Origin of the sequence: Microbispora sp. H11081 (genome assembly GCF_012999535.1) — a bacterium.
Lineage (GTDB): Bacteria > Actinomycetota > Actinomycetes > Streptosporangiales > Streptosporangiaceae > Microbispora.
On the sequence record NZ_JABBWV010000005.1, the window covers coordinates 72,160 to 91,776 of the forward strand.

Annotated in this window: 16 protein-coding genes; 6 read left to right on the top strand and 10 right to left on the bottom strand. The window is 71.2% G+C overall.

What is annotated here, in order from left to right; genetic code table 11:
* The first annotated feature begins 30 nt into the window (after positions 1-30).
* From HHX31_RS15195 to HHX31_RS15215, 5 genes are all read left to right on the top strand, one after another.
* A complete protein-coding gene (locus HHX31_RS15195; protein WP_169948936.1) occupies positions 31-477 on the top strand; it encodes a MarR family winged helix-turn-helix transcriptional regulator in 447 nt (148 codons plus the stop codon).
* Positions 478-543: 66 nt separating this feature from the next.
* Entirely contained in the window at positions 544-777 is a 234-nt protein-coding gene (locus tag HHX31_RS15200) for a hypothetical protein (RefSeq protein ID WP_169948937.1), read from the top strand.
* A gap of 391 nt (positions 778-1,168) precedes the next feature.
* Complete coding sequence (locus HHX31_RS15205; RefSeq protein ID WP_211589763.1) at positions 1,169-2,194, top strand: hypothetical protein; 1,026 nt, start codon at positions 1,169-1,171, stop codon at positions 2,192-2,194.
* Positions 2,195-2,437: 243 nt separating this feature from the next.
* A complete protein-coding gene (locus HHX31_RS15210) occupies positions 2,438-3,757 on the top strand; it encodes a hypothetical protein (protein WP_169948938.1) in 1,320 nt (439 codons plus the stop codon).
* On the top strand, positions 3,750-4,220 hold the full coding sequence (locus tag HHX31_RS15215) for a DUF6884 domain-containing protein (protein ID WP_211589764.1): 471 nt from the start codon (positions 3,750-3,752) through the stop codon (positions 4,218-4,220). The genes HHX31_RS15210 and HHX31_RS15215 overlap by 8 nt, the downstream gene beginning before the upstream one ends.
* On the opposite strand, the gene HHX31_RS35665 is transcribed toward HHX31_RS15215, so the two are convergent.
* The 10 genes from HHX31_RS35665 to HHX31_RS15255 form a co-directional block, all read right to left on the bottom strand.
* Positions 4,206-4,445: a glycerophosphodiester phosphodiesterase family protein gene (locus HHX31_RS35665; RefSeq protein WP_311931802.1), complete on the bottom strand. Its 240-nt coding sequence runs from the start codon at positions 4,443-4,445 to the stop codon at positions 4,206-4,208. The genes HHX31_RS15215 and HHX31_RS35665 overlap by 15 nt on opposite strands.
* Positions 4,442-4,684: a hypothetical protein gene (locus tag HHX31_RS35670; RefSeq protein ID WP_311931803.1), complete on the bottom strand. Its 243-nt coding sequence runs from the start codon at positions 4,682-4,684 to the stop codon at positions 4,442-4,444. The genes HHX31_RS35665 and HHX31_RS35670 overlap by 4 nt, the downstream gene beginning before the upstream one ends.
* The gene (locus HHX31_RS15225) at positions 4,681-6,423 is read right to left on the bottom strand and encodes an ABC transporter ATP-binding protein (protein WP_311931804.1); all 1,743 of its coding nucleotides are present in this window, start codon (positions 6,421-6,423) and stop codon (positions 4,681-4,683) included. The genes HHX31_RS35670 and HHX31_RS15225 overlap by 4 nt, the downstream gene beginning before the upstream one ends.
* On the bottom strand, positions 6,420-8,180 hold the full coding sequence (locus HHX31_RS15230) for an ABC transporter ATP-binding protein (RefSeq protein WP_249346028.1): 1,761 nt from the start codon (positions 8,178-8,180) through the stop codon (positions 6,420-6,422). The genes HHX31_RS15225 and HHX31_RS15230 overlap by 4 nt, the downstream gene beginning before the upstream one ends.
* A gap of 42 nt (positions 8,181-8,222) precedes the next feature.
* Positions 8,223-8,351, bottom strand: coding sequence for a hypothetical protein (locus tag HHX31_RS35105; protein ID WP_283244498.1), 129 nt, complete (start codon positions 8,349-8,351; stop codon positions 8,223-8,225).
* Positions 8,352-8,555: 204 nt separating this feature from the next.
* Positions 8,556-8,696, bottom strand: coding sequence for a hypothetical protein (locus HHX31_RS15235; protein ID WP_169948939.1), 141 nt, complete (start codon positions 8,694-8,696; stop codon positions 8,556-8,558).
* A gap of 46 nt (positions 8,697-8,742) precedes the next feature.
* Positions 8,743-8,880 carry a hypothetical protein gene (locus tag HHX31_RS15240; RefSeq protein ID WP_169948940.1) on the bottom strand — a complete coding sequence of 46 codons (138 nt, stop codon included), beginning with the start codon at positions 8,878-8,880 and terminating at the stop codon, positions 8,743-8,745.
* A gap of 86 nt (positions 8,881-8,966) precedes the next feature.
* Positions 8,967-10,733: a S9 family peptidase gene (locus tag HHX31_RS35675; RefSeq protein ID WP_169948941.1), complete on the bottom strand. Its 1,767-nt coding sequence runs from the start codon at positions 10,731-10,733 to the stop codon at positions 8,967-8,969.
* Positions 10,730-13,525 carry a class IV lanthionine synthetase LanL gene (lanL, locus tag HHX31_RS15250; protein WP_169948942.1) on the bottom strand — a complete coding sequence of 932 codons (2,796 nt, stop codon included), beginning with the start codon at positions 13,523-13,525 and terminating at the stop codon, positions 10,730-10,732. The genes HHX31_RS35675 and lanL overlap by 4 nt, the downstream gene beginning before the upstream one ends.
* A 285-nt stretch (positions 13,526-13,810) precedes the next feature.
* On the bottom strand, positions 13,811-16,864 hold the full coding sequence (locus HHX31_RS15255; RefSeq protein ID WP_169948943.1) for a BTAD domain-containing putative transcriptional regulator: 3,054 nt from the start codon (positions 16,862-16,864) through the stop codon (positions 13,811-13,813).
* A gap of 154 nt (positions 16,865-17,018) precedes the next feature.
* Between HHX31_RS15255 and HHX31_RS15260 the strand changes: the two genes are divergently transcribed.
* Complete coding sequence (locus HHX31_RS15260) at positions 17,019-19,610, top strand: AAA family ATPase (RefSeq protein WP_169948944.1); 2,592 nt, start codon at positions 17,019-17,021, stop codon at positions 19,608-19,610.
* Positions 19,611-19,617: the final 7 nt, after the last annotated feature.

Below are 19,617 nucleotides of genomic sequence, written 5' to 3' on the forward strand. Positions count from 1 at the left end.
ACATAGGAGACCATATGTCAGAATGCTGACATGAGGCAAGAAGGCGACGGCACGGACCTCGGCCGCCTGGTGGGCTACCAGCTGAAGAGGGTTCAGGCGACGCTGCGCTCGGCCATGGACGCCACGCTGCGCCGCCACGACCTGACCACTCCGCAGTACGCATGCCTGGAGCTGCTCGACCAGCGGCCGGGGCTGTCCAACGCCGAGCTGGCCAGGGGCGCCTTCGTCACCCGGCAGTCGATGAACGTGCTGCTCCGCAACCTGGAGGACGCCGGGCTGGTCGAACGGCCGGCGTCCGCGCCGCAGGGCAGAGCCCTGCCCGCCACGCTCACGGCGGAAGGCAGAGCCCGGCTCGTCGCCGCGCGCGGCGACGTGCTCGAGATCGAACGGCGGTTGACCGCCCACCTCGACGCGGAGCAGGCCGAGCTCCTGCTGGGCCATCTGGAGCGGATGACTCGCGCCCTGGACGGCCGGTGACCGCCCACGTGGCACGCCGGAAGCGCCCGCACGCAGGGGTGCTTCCGCCTCTACGGCGAGGAGGACATGCGGCGCCTGGCGCTGATCAAGCGGATGAAGACCGGCTGGCCCGCGGCGACGATGGCGCCGGCCCGCTCGCCCGGTTGTGGCTGTTCTAGATGGCGGGTGGCCGAACGCGCCGACAGGATGCGCGAGCCCCCGCTGGTCGGCGTCGACGGGGTCGCCGGTCGCCTCGCCTCAATGCGATACGCCGCGCGACTCGACACGCCGCATCAATGGATAAATAGGGCGCATCGTTAGAAATACTCAGCGGGCCGGACAGCTGCACGTCGTTCGGCAAATTGCTGAGCCATCCAGATTCATGGCTGAAGGGCTATGGTGTGTCTCAGTTTGGAGAGGGGACACAGCGTGACCACTGGTGATGAGGCACCCCTGCCAGTATGGACACTCGCTACAGAGGCCTTGAGCGTGCCGAACGTGCTGGGTGATGAGGGCATGACACCGGCCCGGCTCGCCGAACTGCGAACAGCCCTGGCAACACTTGCGGATTCCCCCGATCGCCACGCTGGAAGCGCATCCGATTTCGACCAGGCGCGATCGGAACGGTGGGATTCCGCTCCATGCGGCCAGTCCTCTCGCGCAGCAGTTGTCGCACCTCGTGGCCCAGACAGCGAAGTCAGCGCCTCCGACAATGAAGGTCGCCGCCACCGGTGACGTGCTCTACCGAATGGTCGTACCGGCAAGGGTCGCCGCACAGATCGGTCAGGGACTCGTCCGGCCCATGAAGGCATCTGCCGGAGGTGTTCACAGCGCTCTGATCAACTCCGCCGGCCGCATCACAAACCACGCAAGTTTTGTGCCCGTTGCCGGTCCCGCTGTCGCAGGTGCCGCGACCGGCTCGGCCGGCACAGCCGGCGTCGCTGCCGCTGCCGGCGGAGCGTTGACCGTGGCGGCGCCCCTTGTGCTGATGGCCGTCGCGGTCGGCGTCAGCGCCTACGCTGATCAGCAGCGCCAGAAAGCGATCGAGCGGATCACCGACCTCCTGGAGCAGTTACACGAAGACAACCTCGAGGACGAACGCAGCGAATTGGACGGTTGCCGTGACGCGATCGACAAGGCGACGTCGATCCTCCTCGACCAGGGCAGGATCGGCCTGTCGTTAGGGCTGGACACCTCGTCGTACGCGATCAGCACGGCGATCCAACGAGCCAAGCGCCGGCTCATGAAATGGCAAGACGCGCTGACCAAGCTGCCCGACGGCCCTGTCGATCTTGATGTGTTGACGAAAACGTTCCCCGGCGTCAACGAGGAAGGCGGAGCATTCCGCGCGCACCTGGAGCTGGCACGGCTCGCCATCGCTCTCAAGCGCCGGGTGCTCGTGCTTCAGGCGGTCGAACACGCTCAACTGTCCGGCACGGACAATCCGTTCAAGAGCTTTGTCGCATCGCTGCACGACGACGAGCGTCGCGTCGACGAGCTGGAATCAGGCATCAACTCCGTCCTTCTTCGACTGTCGACCCTTGAATTGAAGCGTGATGGCGGTTTCCTGAACATCATGTTCACGCAGCGCGAGGTGGACGACCTACTCCAAGCCGTATATCGCCTTCGCGCCTTGGGCGATGACCTCAACGTGGGAACCCACCAGGCTGACGTTGCCATCGAGATCGAACGAAGCCGCGACGGATCGCTCGTGGTGTTCCCTGCGATCGCCGCCTGACCGGACGCCGCGCCACCGGCCGTCGGACGGTCCGTGCCATCGGGCTGCGCCGAGACTCCCACATCACCTATGGGTCCGACAACCGGTTCTCTTCGGTGGACGACATGGCGCCTCCCGCCTTGCATAAAGTCCTTTTTGTCCATTCTCCGCAACCTGGCACTGATGAAGTCCACTGTTCGCTAAATGCTTGCGGTTTCACTCCTGGCAGAGCGGGAAGCGATATGGGCACCTGGACTCGTGAACATGGGGAGGCTGGCGATTCCCGACATCCGGCTGATCACAATGACTGCGTTGGGACCGTTTTCGTGGCGCTGGCCAGACGCGTTTGAATCGTTCGAGCGGGGCTGGGCAGCCGTGGTCACCATGGACGGCCAGGAGTTCCATATCCGGCATGGAATCGGCCGCAGAAATGTCTATGGCCGCTCGCGCGTGCATTCGGTGACGTGGGTCGAAGGGAACCCGACGGTCGAGGGCGTCGAGTCTGATGACTTCGATCGCTCCGCCAGCCTGCTGAGCCTGATCAAGACGACCAAACGCCATCTGAGGCCAGGTGACACGATTCCACCCGACTATGCCTCCTTTCCGGTCGTGGTCATGGCTGAGGAGGTCCGCGGCCCATACAGCCCGCGCAGTTTGGCGGTGAAGCTGAGGCAAGAAGACATCGACGGATGGGCACGCCACGCATTGTTACGTGCGGTGGCTTGGGACCGTCTGCCTAAAGGCCGCCGTAATCGGTTGTCCCTTCCGCCCGTCACCGGCACCGGACCGGCCCCTGCTTCCGTGCGACCCCACGATGACACTGAAGTGCGCGCCGCCGTGGTCGCCGCGCTCTTGAAGTACGCAGGACAGCACCGTGCCACTCCGCAGACGCCGGCGGTGGACTTCACACCCGACAAGGAGGCGAACGAGTTCATCCGCACGAATAGCTTCGCGTTCCTGGTCGGGGTTCTGTTCGATCAGGGTGTGTCGGCAGAGCGAGCATGGCAGGCGCCCTGGCATCTGCGCCAGCGCCTCGGTCACCTCGATCCCGAACGGATCGCAGCCGACGAGTCCGCCGTTCTGGCGGCCATCAACTCTCCTCCGAAGCTGCACAGATACACCGAGACGATGCCCCGCTGGTTGGTACTCGCCGCCCGTCGGGTGCTGACCGACTACGACGGCGACGCCGGGGCGATCTGGTCCGATCAGCCCAGTGCGGACGAGTTACAGGCTCGTTTGGATGCGTTCGTAGGTATCGGCCAGAAGAAGGCCGCGATGGCTGTGGAGATTCTGGAGCGCGATCTCGGTGTTCAGATCAAGAATCTGGAACGAAGCGACGTCGCCTATGACGTACATCTGCGCCGCGTCTTCCTCCGTACCCGCCTTGCCGACAGGGACGACCGCGACCACATGATCGCGGTGGCCCGCGAACTGCACCCGACGCGCCCAGGTGAACTTGACTTACCCAGCTGGCTCATCGGGCGGGGCTGGTGCCGCCCCGGCGTTCCCAACTGCGTCTCGTGCCCGCTTACGCATGCGTGCCCCAAAGACATCGAGCGAGCAGCGCAGGTCGCCAGTGCTTAGCCCTCGCGTCCTGGTCATCGTCCCCTGCGGCAAAGCCAAGATCTGGGACAAGAACCCGCACGCGGGGCCGACGGCAGCCCGGGACGCTTACATCGGTGCACCATTCATAGTGAACCGCCGATACGCCGAGCGATTCGGCGACAGGTGGGTGATTCTCAGCGCCAAGTATGGCTTTCTGAATCCCGACGATCCGGTAGAAGGTCCATACAACGTCACTTTCAAACGTCGCGTGTCGATGCCCATCGCGAAGGCCTCGACCCGGCGGCAGGTTCGAGATCAAGGGCTCGACAGGTTCGACCAGGTCATCGGCCTTGGTGGAGTGGAGTATCGTGCCGTAGTCGAGCATGCGTTCACCGGTGCCAACGTGGCACTGCACTTTCCATTCGCGGGCATGCAACTCGGCCTGGCGCTGGCGGCAACGAAGCGAGCTGTCATCACGGGGCAAGCACTATCGGATCAGTGACTCGGCGCCGGTCTCGCCGTACAGCCGGCGATCGCCTCGCTGGGATGCACTGGTCGACGAGCGGACGCGGTCGGCCATGACCTCGCGCAGCCGGTCCGGGTAGTCGGTGATGATGCCGTCCACGCCGGCGTCGATCATCGCGTTCATCGTCGACTTCTCCTCGACGGTACACGGGATGACCTTGAGGCCCAGCTCGTGCGCCTCGCCGACCAGCGCCTTGGTCACGTAGGGCTGTAGTCGGCGTCGCCCACCTCGCCGCCCTCGCGGGTGCCCGGCAGCGGCGAGAACGCCGACGCGCCGAACGACTTGATCGCCTTCAGCGGGTCGCCGCCGAAGTCCGCGAGGTCGATGCCGCCGAGCCAGATCTCGAGCCCGGGCACGCCGTCGTAGACGGGGTTGGTCAGTGCGACCAGGGGCAACGGTGACGAACGGCCGGACTCGGTGCAGGGCACTGACGGCGTCACGCGAGGTCGCCTGCCGGCACATCCCAGTTGCCCACCAGATCGGCGTACAGCGGGGCGGCGGCGACCAGCTCCTCGTGCGTCCCCAGCACGGCCGACGTGCCGTCGAGGAGCAGGATCCTGCGGGCGCGGCGGGCGGAGCTGATGCGGTGCGCGATCACGATGAGGGTGCGGCCCGTGGCGGCGAAGGCGTGCTCCGCCCTGGCCTCCGCGACCGGATCGAGGTGGCAGGTGGCCTCGTCGAGCACGACCACCCGGGCTGTCGAGACGTAGACCCGTGCGAGGGCGATGAGCTGGCGCTCCCCGGCGGACAGCGCTGGCCCGTCGACGCCCAGCGGGGCGTCGTACCCGCCCAGCCGGTCCACCAGCGCGCGCATGCCGAGCTCGGCCACCGCCCGGTCGAGCTCGGCCGTGGTCACTTCCGGACGCAGGTAGCCGAGGTTTTCTCGCAGGCTTCCGGTGAAGACGTACGCCTCCTGCGGGATCAGCGCCATCATGCTCCGCAGGCGGGCCGGGTCTACGTCCGGGAGCGGGACGCCTCCGAGCCGCACGGTGCCGGCCTCTGGGACGGCCACGCCGGTGAGGAGCGAGGCCAGCGTGGACTTGCCGATCCCACTGGGTCCGACGATCGCCAGGTGCTCGCCCTGGGGGACGTGCAGCGTGAGGTCGTCGATGACCGGCGCGGCGTGCGGCCCGTACGCGAACGTCAGGCCGGTGACGCGGACCTCGCCGGACTCGGGCCTGGCGTGTCCCCGGCGCTCGGCCACCGGTGGGCCCTCGCTTGTCTCGGCGAGCCGGTGCAGGAGCACACCCAGTTGCCGGCCCCAGGACGCCACGGTCCCGGTCAGCGAGCGCAGCGCAGGGTCCAGGGTGCCGACCAGATAGGTGGCCGCGCCCACGAGCTCACCGGAGGTCATCCGGCCCGACCGGAGGAGCCATGGTGCCAGCAGAAGGACCAGGAGCACCGGCACCGTGCCGCCCAGCGCCATGATCGCGGTCCGGGCGGACGAGGCCCTGGCCATCGCGAGGGTCGCCCGCGCATCAGCTTCCGCGGCCCGCTCGACGGCCTCGCGGGCGGTCTCGACGGCTCCCGCCGCCACCACGTCACGAAGCCCCTCGAAGGTGCCGGTGGCCACCCGTGCCATCGTCTCCTCCGCGAGGACCATCTCGCGCTGGCGTACGGCCAGGGCCCGAGTCAACCACGCGAACAGCGCGAGGCTCAGCAGGACCAGTGGAGCGGTGATCGCGGCGACGAACGGGGCGAGGGCGACGAGCCCGGCCAGGGCCATGAACGACGACGCGACGGCGGGGCGCAGCATCCGCAGCAGTGCGGCGACCAGGTTCCGCACGGTCTCGGCCTGCCCGCTGAGCCTGGCCACCACGGCGCCGTCCTGTGGCGCGGTCCCCTCCACCGCGCGCCGCAGCGCCCCGTCGACCACCACACGGAATAGCGCGTCGCGTACCGGCTCCACGATCGCGGCCAGCCAGGGGAAGGTGTTGCGGGTCGCCAGTGCCTGGATCACCATCGCCAGCCCGAGGACCCCCAACCAGGCCAGCCCCAGCCAGGGCCGCCCGGCCAGGAACCCCTGGTCCAGCGCCGCGGCCACGGTCACCCCGGACAGCAGCGCCGGCAGGGACTCGACGGCCGACCAGACGGCCAGGAACATCAACGGCCGTCGCCGCCGGGCCAGCTCTCTGAGCAGCAACCGCCAGCCGTCGCGGCTCACCGTACGTCCGGTCACGCCGGCTCCTTCACGAACTCGCCCGCGGTGGTGAACATGGCGCGGTAGGCCGGTTCCCGCCACAGCAGCTCATGCGGCCCGGTGCCGCGCACCCGCCCGTTCTCCAGCCATACGACCAGGTCGGCGCGGGCAGCGGTGGAGGCACGGTGCGCGACGACGATCCGGGTGCGGCCGGCGAGCAGGCGGGTCAGGGTCGCGGTCACCTGGGCTTCCGTCGCGGTGTCCAGGCTGGAGGTGGCGTCGTCGAGGATCAGCACCCGGCGTTCCCCCACCACGGCCCTGGCCAGCCCGAGCCGCTGCGCCTCTCCGCCGGACAGCGGCGCACGGTCCAGCGGCGTGTCGTAGCCTTCGGGCAGTCTCCGGACGAAATCATCCGCGGACACCCGCCGCGCGGCGAGCTCCACCTGCTCCCGGGTCGCCTCCGGCGAGGCGTAGGCGATCGTGCCGTGAACGGTCCCGCCGAGCAGGGCCGGCCGCTCGAACGCGTACGCCACGGCGCGGCGCAGGCTGCCCGGCTCCAGTTCTGACGGAGGGACGCCGTCCAGGAGCACCTCACCGCGGTCCGGGGCGAGCAGCCCGCCGGCGAGCGCCGCGAACGTGGACTTCCCGGCGCCCGAGCGGCCGACGACGGCGACCGCGACGCCGGGAGGGATGTCCACGTCCACGCCGTCCAGCAGGGTCTCGCCGTCCACGCGCACGCTCACCGATCGGAACGTGATCGCGCCGGGGCCGTCCGGGAGCGTACGCGCGCCCCCGGCGCCGGGCGGCAGGGACAGCACCTCCGCGATCCTGGCCGTTCCCGCCCGCACGTGCGCGAAGCCCATCAGCGTGTCCACCACGCCGAGCAGGCCAAGCGCGATGCCGACGTAGCCGGCCACCGCTATCCAGGATCCCGGGCTGATCCGCCCGTCCGCCACGCCCACCCCCGCCGCGGCGAGGACCGCGACCTGGGTGAGCGGGCCGAGCAGCGACACCTTCCAGACCGTGCGGCACTGGGCGTCCCAGGTCGCCCGGCCCACCGCGGTCAGATCAGGCAGCGGCGCGAGGACGCGTTCCACCTCCCGGTCCAGGGTCCCCGCGGCGCGGATGGTCCGCGCGCCGGAGATCGCCTCCACCAGGCGGGCCGACAACGCTCCCTGCAGTTCCTGGTAGCGCGTCATCAACTGCGACGCCTCGGAGACGAACCGCCGGACGAGAACGGCCGCCACCGGCACGCACACGGTGAACACGACCGCGAGGCGCCAGTCGATCACCGCGAGCGCCACCAGTCCACCGGCGGAGAGCACCACCGCCGCCGCCACGGAGAGCGCCGTCGAGACCAGCCCGGACGCCTCCGCCGCGCCCGCGACCATCCGGCTGCTCACGTCGCCCGCGGCGAACCGGTGCCGGCCCGCGAGCCCGGCGCGGAGCAACCGCCGGGTCAGCCCCCGACGCAGCGACAGTTCGACCGCGGTTCCCTGGGCGGAGCCCGCCCACACTCCCAGGACCTCGGCGGCCATGGCCACCGCGAGAAGAGCCGCGAGCCCGCCGAGCGCCGCCCCGGCCCGCTCTCCCGCCAGCACCGTGTCGACCGACCTGGCCAGCGCCGCGGGCAACGCCAGCGCCGTCGCCGAGCCGGCCGCGCTCGACATCACCAGCGCCGCGGTCCAGCCGGGCGCCTGCCGCACCGAGAAGAGCAGCATGCCGACCGGCGAGTCCACCTCGGGAGCGGTGACGCCGTCATGAGCGTCGTGTCCTCTGCCCCGTGACGGGCCCATTCAGCACCTCCACCTGATTCGGCCGTAGACAGCGAGGCGTGTTCACGGGGGGTTGGTGATGCCCGTGCAGGTGATGTAGCAGGTGTCCTCGCAGGTGACCGGCCGGCACGGCCTGAGCCCGGCCGCCGCGGAGGCCGGCAGCGTTTCCAGCACGACGATGTCGCTCGACATTTCTTCCACTCCCTGTCGCTTCTTTGTCTCGTTTCCGGCCCTGAGCAGCGCCGGTGGGGGGTGCGGGCGTGGTGTCGCACCCACACCCCCGCGTTTCCTGACCTCCGCTCAGGTCATGTCAGGAAATTTCCGCGATCGGAGGACGGCGTTCCGCAGCGGCGCCTTCTGCCGTCCTTTCTCCTCGGCTTTGGCGGAAACCGTGGTTCACGCGTTGGTGGGGCCGTTGCAGGTGTAGTCACACGTCGGGTAGACGCAGGTGATCCCGCAGGTGATCAACCAGCCGCACGGCGCGAGCCCGTTCGGCTCGGCCGGGAGCATGTCCAGGCTTCTGATGTCGATCGTCATTTCTTTCACCTCCTTTCCGACCGTTCGGATGCGGCCGTCGCGGTGCTCAGCCGGCCTCGGTCAGCTCACAGGTGTACGTGCACGACACGGTGATGCAGGTGAACAAGCACGTACCGGGGCGGCAGGGGCCCAGGCCCGCGGATTCGGCCGGGAGCATGTCCAGCGCGCTGATGTCGATCGCCATTCTTTTCACCTCCTTTCGTCGCCGTGGTGGAGACCGGACAGGACCGTCCGGCCGGGTTCATGGGTCAGGGCGTCGATGCGCGGGGCTCAGCCGGCGAGCAGGAACCGGAGCAGGAACCTGGTCAGTTCGATGCCGTGACCGCCCTGGATGGGATCGTGGCCGCCGGTCGGCGGCTCCAGGTAGACGAAGTCGCGTCCCTCGTGCCGGCCCGCCTCCAGAAGGCGTTCGCGCAGCCGGCGGGACTGGCTCACCGGAATGACCTCGTCGTTGTCGCTGTGGACGACGAGCAGGCGGGCGGTGATCCGGTCGCAGAGCCGCGCCACGTCCCGTGGACCCAGGTCGTCGCGGACGACGGCACGGCCGCCGAGACGATCGATGAGGGCGCGTACCGGCGGCGAGCCTTCCGCGTGGAGGCTCTCGCCGGACAGGAAGGGGGACACCGCCACGCAGCGCGACCACAGTCCTGGGTCGGCGCCGGCGGCCAGCAGCGCGAGGTAGGCGCCGTAGCTGGTGCCATAGAGCATGAGATTCCGGCCTTCACGGCTCAACTGCCGGGCGAGGTGCCGTACGTCGGCCAGGTCGGGGCCGCCCCAGGCGCCGTGCAGGGCCCGCTGGTGCGGCAGGCCGTATCCCGTGCTGCCCCGGTAGTTGGGGGCGACGACGGCGATCCCGGCGGCGGCCATCTCCTGCATGAGCGGGTCGAATTCCAACTGGGTGGCCGCTTCAGGCCCGCCGTGCAGGAACACCAGGACGTGCCGCGAGGTGCGCCAGTCTCCGTAGACCACCGCCTCGATCGGCCCGTCCGGGCCGGTGAACTCCTGGACCTCGGCATCCGCCCACGTGTGTCCTTCGTCGGCGACGAGGCTCCACTCGCCCGTCGTCGTGTCCACCGTGGCGACCCCGCTCGGCCTCGTCGGCGAGGAGAACGGGAATCTCAAGCCGTCCATCCCCCAGGCGGCGAGGCTCTGGACGACCCCGGGCGGGGTGGGGATGGTGCGGACCCGGTCGAGCCGCGGGGTGTAGATCATCAGATGGGATCGCGCACCGCGGTTCACCCGTAGCGCGACGTGCTCTCCGGTGGGGTCGACGGCCATCGGCGCGACGCTGCCCTCGATGGCGTCGAGGACGTCGGGAAAGCGCGGCTGTGCGGGGTCGCCCGCGAACGTGTGGCCGAGCCGGAATCCCTCTCCCGCCTTCTCCGCAAGCAGCAGCAGTCCCGACCGCGGCGCGGCGAGGAGCACGTGCTGGCCGGGCGTCGTGCCGGGGACGGGGCGTACCCGGCCCGCCTCCAGGTCCACCGCGACCGGCCGTACGAGCGCCCCATCCCGCTGCTGGTTGAGCCCCAGCAGCGCGCCGGAGCGGTCCAGCGGGCAGGGGCCGCTCAGTGTGCCCGCGAGCTCGGCCACCTGTTCCAGCCATGGTTCCCTGTCCAGGATCCGCCAGATGACCGAGGAGCCGGTCTCGCCCCGCCCGATGGCCAGCGCGAGCGCCCGCCGGTCGGGGGTGGCGACCAGTCGTACCGCCGGCCGGTCGATGGTGACCAGGGTCCTTTCGACCAGGCCGGTGGCGGTGGGTTCCGCCAGTACGACGTTGTGGTGGCCGCGGCCCGGCCGGGTGAACAGCACCCGGCCGTCGGCCCGGCACAGCAGCTGGGTCCAGGTGGTCTCCCCGTGGCGGGTGGCCAGGATCCGGCGGTCCGCCGCCGACGCCGTGAACGACCACAGCTCCAGGGCCAGCGGGGAGCCGCCCCCGCCGGTCAGGCAGGCGGCGTGGCTGCCGTCGTGGGCGAAGGAGAAGCTGATCCGGGTCCGCGCCCGGGCGGCGGCCGGTACGGCCGCTGTGGTCGTGGTCACGAGTCGCACCGCCCCTGCTGCTGCCGGCTGTGGTGGGGCCGGATGCCGGGGTGCGGGCGGGTGAGCAGCTCGTCGGGCATCCACAGCCGGGGGCCGCCGTGGCGCAGCCGCAGGAGGAAGGCCACCGCACCCCCGAAACCGGTGTTGTAGGCGGGGTGGATCTCGGTGCCGGATTCGTCGGGCAGGACCATGAGGTTGTCGCGGAGGGTGTTCCTGGCGTACATCGCGGTGGCCAACTCGGCGGCCCAGCCGCGATAGCGCTCCTCACCGGTGAATTCGGCCAGGTCGAGCAGGAAGTCGGCGTCGCCGGACAGCCCGTGGCAGGAGCTGATGCCCGAGTGCCACATGCCCTGGCGGATCGCGGCCCCCGCCTTCTCCGCCAGATCCCGGTGGCGCCGCTGCCCGGTGGCGGCCCACAGCCGGATCAGGAACGTGCCGACGCCCGAGGAGCCGCTGCACCAGTGCCGCATCCGGGAGCGGGCGGCGTCCTCCTTCTCCCCGCTGGGCCACCAGGCCGCGTCGCCCTCCACGTCGGCGACCGCCGCCAGGGTGTCCGCCGCGCGCTGGGCGGCGTCCAGGTATTCGGCGCGGCCCGTGGCGAGCCAGGAGTACAGCAGGAAGGCGCCTGCTCCGGCCACGCCGTGCGCGAAGCCGTAGTGGACCAGCCCGGCCAGTTCCGACTCGAACGTCTCGGGGATCGGCCAGACCGTCAGCCCGTCCTCGCGTTCGCGGGCCGCCTTGAGCACGCTGTCCGCGGCGATCACGATGCGGTCGTGCAGTTCGGGGTCGCCGGTCGACAGCCACAGGTGCATCTGGGTCATTCCGGCGCCGGCCGCACCGTGGCAGACGTCGTGGCTGGGCCAGTCCACCGGGACCTTCTTGGCCAGCTCGATCGCCTGCGCGGCCATCTCGTCGTCGTCCAGCAGGCGGGCGGCGTCGTACAGCGCCCAGGCCGTGCCCGACCGGCCGAAGTACAGTCCGGGAAGGACGCGGGGGATGTCGTGCAGGCGCCGCAGAACCCAGCCGGCCACCGTCGCGGTCGCGTCGCGCAGCCGGTCCTCGCCGAGCAGCCGGGCGCCACGGGTGAGCACGCCCAGGACCCCACCCGCCCCGTGCTGCACGTTGCACGGGTCGGTGGTCTCGCCGAACTCGCCCGCCGTCCACAGCCGTGGGGCCTGCGGGTCCATCGTGGCGAGGATGTGGCTCAGCCCGTCGCGGACCAGCCGATCCGCCAGCGTCTCCGGCAGGCGGCCGTCGCCGCCGGGCTCCGTGGGATCGCCGGGCTCGACTGGGTCGCCGGACGTCGCCGCGGCCAGGAACTCCCGCGCCCTGGTCAACGTCCAGCGCTGCTCGGGGTCGTCCCTCATCAGGCCCAGCACCAGCGGAGACAGGCGCCGCAACGCCGGCGTGCCTGCCCCGAGAAGCCGTACGAACTCGGCTGTCCGCTCCTCGGTGCGGCGGGTGGCCGGTCTGTCCGCGACGAGAAGCGGATCCACCGCGGACGTCAGATAGAAGATCGTCGCACCGAGGCTGTACAGATCCGCCCGTTGGGAGGGCGCCCTGCCGTACTTGGCCGCCGATGTCTGCTCCGGCGCGCCGTAGGCGGGAGTGAAGGCTTTGTGTACGGGTGAGCCCGCGGCGACCGCCAACTCCAGGTCGATCAGGCGCAGCCGGCCGTCCGGAGTGACCATGAGGTTGTTGGGGTTGAGGTCCCGAAGCACCAGGCCTCGCTCATGGACCGCCGCCACGGTCTCGACCAGCTGGCCGGCCTTGTCCAGGACCTCGGCCGGCGGCAGCCCCGCGCCCGGCGTCCGCCCGGCGCGCTCGGCCGCCCAGGCGCGCAGCGTGAGGCCCGGCACCAGTTCCTGCACCAGAAACAGGTTCTCCTGCTGGGTCAGCAGGGCCACCTTGCGGGGCGCCAGCCCCTCGGGGGCGAGCAGATCGAGGATCTCCGCCTCGTGCCGCAACGTGTCACGCGCGTCGGTGCCGCTCAGCTGACCCATCACGTGTGGCCGCGCCTGCTTGAGGATGACCTCATCGCCGGTCCGCTGGTCCGTGCCGCGGTAGACACCGCCACGGTAGGAGTGCCTGACGGCCTCCGCCACCACGAAGCGTTCGCCGATCAGCACCGGGCCGGGCGCGGCGGCGGGGCTCGCGGCCACCGGCTCCGGCGCGGGCAGCGGCGGCTCCGCCCACGGCGGCGGGCTGAACCAGGCCAGGCGCTGGTCCTTGTACGTCTTCCCGTCAGGACCGGTCAGCCTCGACTCGAAGCTTCCGTCGTTGGTCAGCACCGGCTTGGCGCCGAAAACGCCGAAGCGGTAGTGCACCAGGCTGCCGGGACGCAGCCGCCGGTCGGACAGGATCGCCGGGCCGGGGAGTCCGTCGGTCGCCCGGTCCAGCTCGGCGGCGAGGTGGCGGAACTGCTCGTCGTCGCTGGGATACGCGGTGACGAACTTCCCTCCGCTGCCACGGTCGACGGTGTTGGACAGCAGGTCGGCCAGCTCGTTCAGCCCTCGCGCGAACTTGAACGCGCATCCGGCCCGGACGAGAACCTCGGCGGCGCGGGCCAGCACGACCGGCGCGGACAACTGCGTGGCCGACAGGTGCAGCTTCCACCCCTGGCCGGGTGTCCGGCCCTCCGGGGGCGTCAGCAGGCACCAGAATCTGCCCGGCTCGAACTTCCAGCCGCCACTGCTCTCCCGCGCCAGGACAGCGAGGGCGATGTCCTGCAGCAGGCGTGAATCGTCCACCGCCGCCGCTTCCCGCGCGCCGTGCGCGTTCTCCACACTCATGGGTTCACCCGTCGTCCGTCTCACGCCGGCCGGGACAGAGGAGATCCGGCGACGTGTTCCACTCATTCATCAGGACCATTCCGCGGGAAACTGGCGCTCGCCGTTCCCGTGCGATTCATTGATAACCGGGCGTTGTTGCCGGACGGTTGCCACGGCGCTGAAGTGCGGAAACGCTACCGCGCAGGGATTCGGTTTCTCTTTCCTTTTCCGCGCATGCGGGAAAGGCCGAGCCTTTTCGCTCCTATGAGCGCGACCCGGTCGAATGAATAAGGCGGTGATGCGCGCCTAACGGGCGACCGCGAGCGACGGCTCGGCGGCCCCCGGCGCCGTGGCCCGTCCGAGCAGGCGGGCGATCTGCCGCCGCAGCCGTCCGACGTCGAGGCCGGTGCCGTGCAGACGGGCGTTCTCGTACGCGGAGGGCGTCACCATGGCGCGGACCAGGGCGTGGGTCTTCTCGTGCGCGGCCCGCTCGCAGAAGGGCACCGGGGTGCCGATCTCCTTCCTGATGTGCTCGGCGGCGCCGAGCAACTCGGCCGCGAACGCGCCGTCGCCGGACAGCGCGACCGCCCGCGCGAGCGCGTCGACGACGCTCGCCTGTCGCCAGCGGTCGCCGAGTTCGTGGTGCAGGCTCAGGCTGAGGGCGAGGCGGCGGAGCGCGTGGTCCACCCGCCCGAGCTTCAGGTCCACGAGCGCGAACAGGTTCTCCGCCCAGGCGATGCCTTCCTTGAAGCACAGCTCGGAGAACGCAGGAAGCGCCTGGCCGAGGTGGTGCGCGGCGGCGCCGAGGTCTCCGGTGTAGAGCGCCACCGCGCCCAGGTCGAGCCTGCACCAGGCCAGCCGCTCCCGGTCGCCGACGCGGGTCAGCACCCGGATGGCCGCGCCGGACAGCCGCGCGGCCGAGTCGAAGTCGCCGGACAGCCAGGACGCGAAGCCGAGAAGCTGCGAGGCGTGACCGGTGGCCCACGGGTCGCCGCCCCGCTCCGCCGCGGCGAGCGACCGCCGGCCGAGCTCGATCGCCCTGCCGTAGTCGCCCAGCTCCCTGAAGATCGAGCCGAGCAGTTCCTCCGACCGCGCCACGCCCTCGGCGTCGCGCTCGCCGCCGTACGCCTCGATCGCGCTTTCCGCCAGCCCGGCGGCCTCCTGGTAGTCGCACTCCAGCGCCGCGAGCCGCGCCGCCGCCCAGTACGCCTTGGCGAGCACCCGGCGAGGCACGGCGGGCGTCGCCGCCGCGAGCGCGGATCCGAGCCACGCGCGGCCCTCGCCGTACCGTCCTCGCAGGTAGTGGTACCGCCACAGGGACGCGGCCAGGCGGAGCGCCGACTCGGGGTCGTGCGCGGTCAGCCAGGCCGTCGCCGCCCGCATGTCCTCGTGGTGTTCGGCGATCTCCGCCTTCAGGGCGCCGAGGTCCGGCCCTTGAAGTCCTCGTTCCGCCGCTTCGGCTCTGCTCAGGCAGTAAGCGGCGTGATCGCGGCGCGCTCGGGTGTGCTCGAGCGGATGGGCCTCCAGCCGCTCGTGAGCGTGGCCTCGGATCGTCTCCAGCAGCCGGTAGCGCATCCCGGACGGCGTGGGAACGGCCTTGAGCAGCGACTTGTCCACGAGCCTGCTCATCGTCCCGAGCACCGGGATCCCCGGGAGCACGGCGGCCGCGGCCTCCAGGGTGAAGCCGCCGCTGAGGACGCTGAGCCGTCTGAGCGCGCCGCGTTCCTCCTCGTTCAGCAGGCCGTAGCTCCATTCGACCGTCGCGCGCAGCGCGCGGTGCTGCGGCCGGGTCCCGCGCGGGCCGTCCACCAGCACCTCGTACGGCTCCCGCATCCGGTGGGCGATCTCGGGGAGGGTCAGCAGCCGTGCCCGCGCCGCCGCCAGTTCGATGGCGAGCGGCAAGCCGTCGCATCGGGCGCAGATGGCGGCGAGAGCGCGGGCGTCCGCCGCGGACAGCACCTCGATCCGCCGGATTCCCGCGCGTTCCGCGAACAGGGTGACGGCGTCGTACCCGGCGAGATCCGCGGCGGTGTGGACGCGGGCCGGATCCGGCAGGCCGAGCGCGGGCACGACGCGGACCTCCTCCCCCGGGAGGCGCAACGTCGTCTGGCTGGTGGCGAGGATCCGCAGCCCCGGGCAGCGCGAGAGCAGACGCCCGGCGAGCTCCGCGCACTCGGCCGCGACCTGTTCGCAGTTGTCCAGGACGACGAGGACGCGGTCGTGGCGGATGCGCCCGGCCAGCTCGTCCGGCATGCGGGAGCCGGCCGACGGCCGCACCTCCATGGCGGCGGCGATCGCGTCCGCGACACCGTCCCCGTCGTGCGTCGCGGCGAGGTCCACGAAAGCGGCCTCGGTGAAGTCGTCCGCCGCGGCCCGGGCCACCGCGACAGCCAGCCTGGTCTTCCCGCTCCCGCCCGCCCCGGTCAGTGTCACCAGCCGCGCTCGCCGCAGCGCGGCCCGTGTCTCCGCGATGTCCGCCGTACGCCCGACGAGGCTGCTCACCTCCTGGGGCAGGGTGTGCGGAGCCGCGGGCCCGGCGGCTCCCGTCCTCGTCTCCGGGGACGGCGCCAGACCGAGCAGCGCCCTCGGCTCTGTGACGCCGCGGAGCACACCGGCCTCGACCTGCCGGAGGCCCTCACCGGGCTCCATGCCCAGTTCATCGACGAGGGTGCGGCGCGCGCGCCGGTAGGCGGCGAGCGCGTCACCTGACCGCCCGCTCACCTGGAGCGCGACGATCAGCAGCTCCCACAGCCGCTCACGCAGGGGGTTGGCGGCGATCAGGCGCTCGGTCCTCTCGGGCTCCGGGGTCAGGCCCGCGGCCAGTCCGGCGGCGAACAGGCCCTCGTAGGCCTGGATCCTGAGCTCTTCCAGGTACACCTGCTCCGTGACCGCCCAGCCGTACAGGCGGCAGTCCGACAGGGCGTCCCCTCGCCACAGCGCGAGCCCGCTCTCGAAGCTGCGCGCGGCTTCGGCGAAGCGCCCATCGGCGGAGAGCCGCTGCCCGTTCCTCGTCAGCTCCTCGAACCGGTCCCGGTCGATCCGCACCGTGTCCGTGTTCAGCACGTATCCGGGGTCCCGCCGCCGGATCACCCGCTCGTCCCCGCAGTCCGCGAGAACGGCGTTCAGCTTGGCGATGTGGGCATGCAGGGTACGGATCGCCGTGGGCGGGGGCAGCTCGCCCCACAGCCCGTCCGTCAGCTGGTCGGCCGTCACCACGCCGCCCGCTCTGAGCGCCAGCACCGCCAGCAGGCTCCTGCGCCGCGGCGGCAGTGCGACGGCACGCCCCGCGCTACGGACGTCGAGCGGCCCCAGAACGTCGATGGTCCAGCGGTCGGTGCGGCTGCCCTGATTTCCTGTCATGGTCCAGACCCGTGATCCTGCGGCGGTACCCGGCGGGTTCGATGTGACAACACGCTAGGCAGGGCGCGATTCGCTCGGAATCCGGAACGCCTACCTATTCCGGGGTCGCGCGCTACCTATATCTGGAAGATCCGCTCCGTGCCACAATCCGGGCATGGGCGGGCCGATGCTCGAGCGCGAGCAGGAGTTGGCGGAGCTGAGCGCGGCCGTACGCGAAGCGGCGGGCGGCATGGGCTCGATCGTGTTGATCAACGGCGAGGCGGGGATAGGGAAGACGAACCTGGCGGGCTCGCTGTCCTCCATGCTTCCGCCGGACGGCCGTCTGCTGGTCGGCTACTGCGACGACCTCGCCACCCGGCGGGTGTTCGGCCCGCTACGCGATCTCGCCGGCGAGGTGGGGGCCGCCCTCGCCGAGGCTCTGGAATCCGCTGACCGCACCCGGGTGATCGAGCTGCTCCAGGCGGAACTGGCCGGCGCGGGCCCGACCGTCCTCGTGGTCGAGGACCTGCACTGGGTGGACGAGGCGACACTCGACGTGCTGCGCTTCCTGGCCCGCCGGGTGTCCACGATGCCGGCCGTGCTGGTGCTGACGTATCGCGACGACGAGCTGACCCGGGATCACCCGCTGCGGCACCTGCTCGGAGTGGTCGCGAGGACGGAGCGCGTCCGCCGGCTGGCGCTGCCCCCGCTGTCGCCCGACGCGGTGCGCCGGCTCGGCGACGGTCACGACATCGACGTGGACCGGTTGTACGCGCTGACGGCGGGCAACCCGTTCTTCGTCGTGGAGGTGCTGGCCGCGCACGACCACGAGAAAGTCCCCGCGACGGTCAGCGAGGCCGTACAGGCCAGGCTGCACAGCCTCGACGTGTCGGCGCGCGACGCGCTGGAGCTGCTGTCCGTCATCCCGTCCAGCGTGGAACGGTGGCTGGCGGAGACGATCGTTCCCGGCGGCCTGCCGGCGCTGGCCTCGGCGGAGCGGTCCGGTGTGCTGGTGCTCGAAGCGGACCGCGTGGCCTTCCGGCACGAGCTCACGCGCCGGTCCATTGTCGATTCCATGCCTGTGACACGTCGTGTGGCCTGCCACCGGACCGTGTTGCGGGCGATGCTCGACGCGGGCCGTTCCGTCGACGTCTCGCGCGTCGTGCATCACGCGGCGGAGGCGGGCGACGACGACATCATCGTGAAGTACGGCTGGGCGGCCGCACACGAGGCGGCCTCGGCGGGCTCCCACACCGAGGCCGTCGCGCACTACCGGCGCCTCGTCGAACGCCGGGCGGCGTTCACCCCGGCGGATCAGGCCGAACTGCTCGAAGGCTACGCCGTGGAGTGCTACACGGTCGGACTGGCCGATCTCGCCGTGGCCGCGCAGCAGGACGCGGTGCGGCTACGCCGCGAGCTGAGGGATCCGGTGGCGCTGGGACTCGCCCTGCGCTGGCTGTCCCGCATGCACTGGTGGGCGGTCGACCGGCCGGCGGCCGAGGCGGCCGCGGCCGAGGCCACGGTGATCCTCACCGACGCGGGCGACGCGCGTGCGCTGGCCCTTGCGCTCAGCAACGAGTCGCATCTGCACATGCTGTCCGGGCGGCTGGAGGAGAGCATCACGATCGGCCGTCGTGCGGCCCGGATGGCGCGGGAGCTGGACGACGCCGCCATCCTGTCGCACGCGCTGACGAACATCGGCGGGTCGCTGTGGTACGTCTACCAGTCCGATGCCCGGACGGTGCTGGCCGAAGCGCTGGAGGTCGCGCTTGCGGCAGGCGAGGGCGAGCATGCCTGCCGGGTGTGGACGGCCCTGGTGTGGTTGCTCATCGACAGCGGCCAGATCGCAGAGGCCGAGACCGTTCTCCGCGACGCTCTGGAGTTCGCCGACGAAGGGGAGTTCCTCGGTTATCTGCGCCATTTCCGCGTCTGCGAAAGTGTGATCAGTCTTGCCAGGGGCCACTTGCACCAGGCCGAGCGTCAGGCGGAGCTGGCGCTCGACGCCCAGACGATCACACGCGGAGAGGCGCTGGTCGTGCAGGGACGCGCACGCGTACGCCGCGGCCTGCCCGGCGGGCGCGAGATACTCGACGAGGCATGGCAGATCGCCCGGCGACTCGGCGAGGCACAGCGCCTCGCCCCCGCCGCCTCGGCTCTCCTCGAAGCGGCCTGGCTCGACGGTGACGCGGCGGCCGCGGTCACCGCCGTGCTTCCGTGGTACGAGGAAGTCCGGCGCCACGGCCTCAAGGGCGACCGGGCCGAGCTCGGACACTGGTTGCGCCGCGTGGGCACCCCCGTCGGGGCCGAGTTCTCCGGACACCCCTACGCGCTGCTCGCGCACGGACAGTGGCGCGAGGCGGCCGAAGTGTGGCAGCGCGCGGGCTACCCGTACGAGCACGCGCTCGCGCTCACCGAGAGCGACGACCCCGCCGACCTGCTCATCGCGCTGAGAACACTCGACGGCCTCGGTGCGGAACCGCTCGGACGACGCGTGCGCGAGCGGCTCAGGGCGCTGGGCGTCAGCCGCGTCCCGCGCGGTCCCATGTCGTCGACGAGACAGAACGCCGCCCAGCTCACCGGCCGTCAGCTGGAGGTGGTCGGTCTTCTGGCCGAGGGCCTGACGAACGCCGAGATCGCCGCCCGGCTCGTGCTGTCGGTTCGCACCGTGGACGCTCACGTCGCCGCCGTCCTCGGCAAGCTCCACGCCCGGACGCGGCACGACGCCGTGCGGGAGGCGCGGCGGCTCGGGCTCCTGGACGACAGGTGACCGGCCA

Coding starts and splice junctions, on each gene's coding strand:
- HHX31_RS15255 (WP_169948943.1), bottom strand. CDS start 16,864: ATGACAGGAAATCAGGGCAGCCGCACCGACCGCTGGACCATCGACGTT.
- HHX31_RS15260 (WP_169948944.1), top strand. CDS start 17,019: ATGGGCGGGCCGATGCTCGAGCGCGAGCAGGAGTTGGCGGAGCTGAGC.
- HHX31_RS15210 (WP_169948938.1), top strand. CDS start 2,438: ATGGGGAGGCTGGCGATTCCCGACATCCGGCTGATCACAATGACTGCG.
- HHX31_RS15230 (WP_249346028.1), bottom strand. CDS start 8,180: ATGGGCCCGTCACGGGGCAGAGGACACGACGCTCATGACGGCGTCACC.
- HHX31_RS15205 (WP_211589763.1), top strand. CDS start 1,169: ATGAAGGTCGCCGCCACCGGTGACGTGCTCTACCGAATGGTCGTACCG.
- HHX31_RS15235 (WP_169948939.1), bottom strand. CDS start 8,696: ATGACGATCGACATCAGAAGCCTGGACATGCTCCCGGCCGAGCCGAAC.
- HHX31_RS35105 (WP_283244498.1), bottom strand. CDS start 8,351: ATGTCGAGCGACATCGTCGTGCTGGAAACGCTGCCGGCCTCCGCGGCG.
- HHX31_RS15200 (WP_169948937.1), top strand. CDS start 544: ATGCGGCGCCTGGCGCTGATCAAGCGGATGAAGACCGGCTGGCCCGCG.
- HHX31_RS15240 (WP_169948940.1), bottom strand. CDS start 8,880: ATGGCGATCGACATCAGCGCGCTGGACATGCTCCCGGCCGAATCCGCG.
- lanL (WP_169948942.1), bottom strand. CDS start 13,525: ATGAGTGTGGAGAACGCGCACGGCGCGCGGGAAGCGGCGGCGGTGGAC.
- HHX31_RS15195 (WP_169948936.1), top strand. CDS start 31: ATGAGGCAAGAAGGCGACGGCACGGACCTCGGCCGCCTGGTGGGCTAC.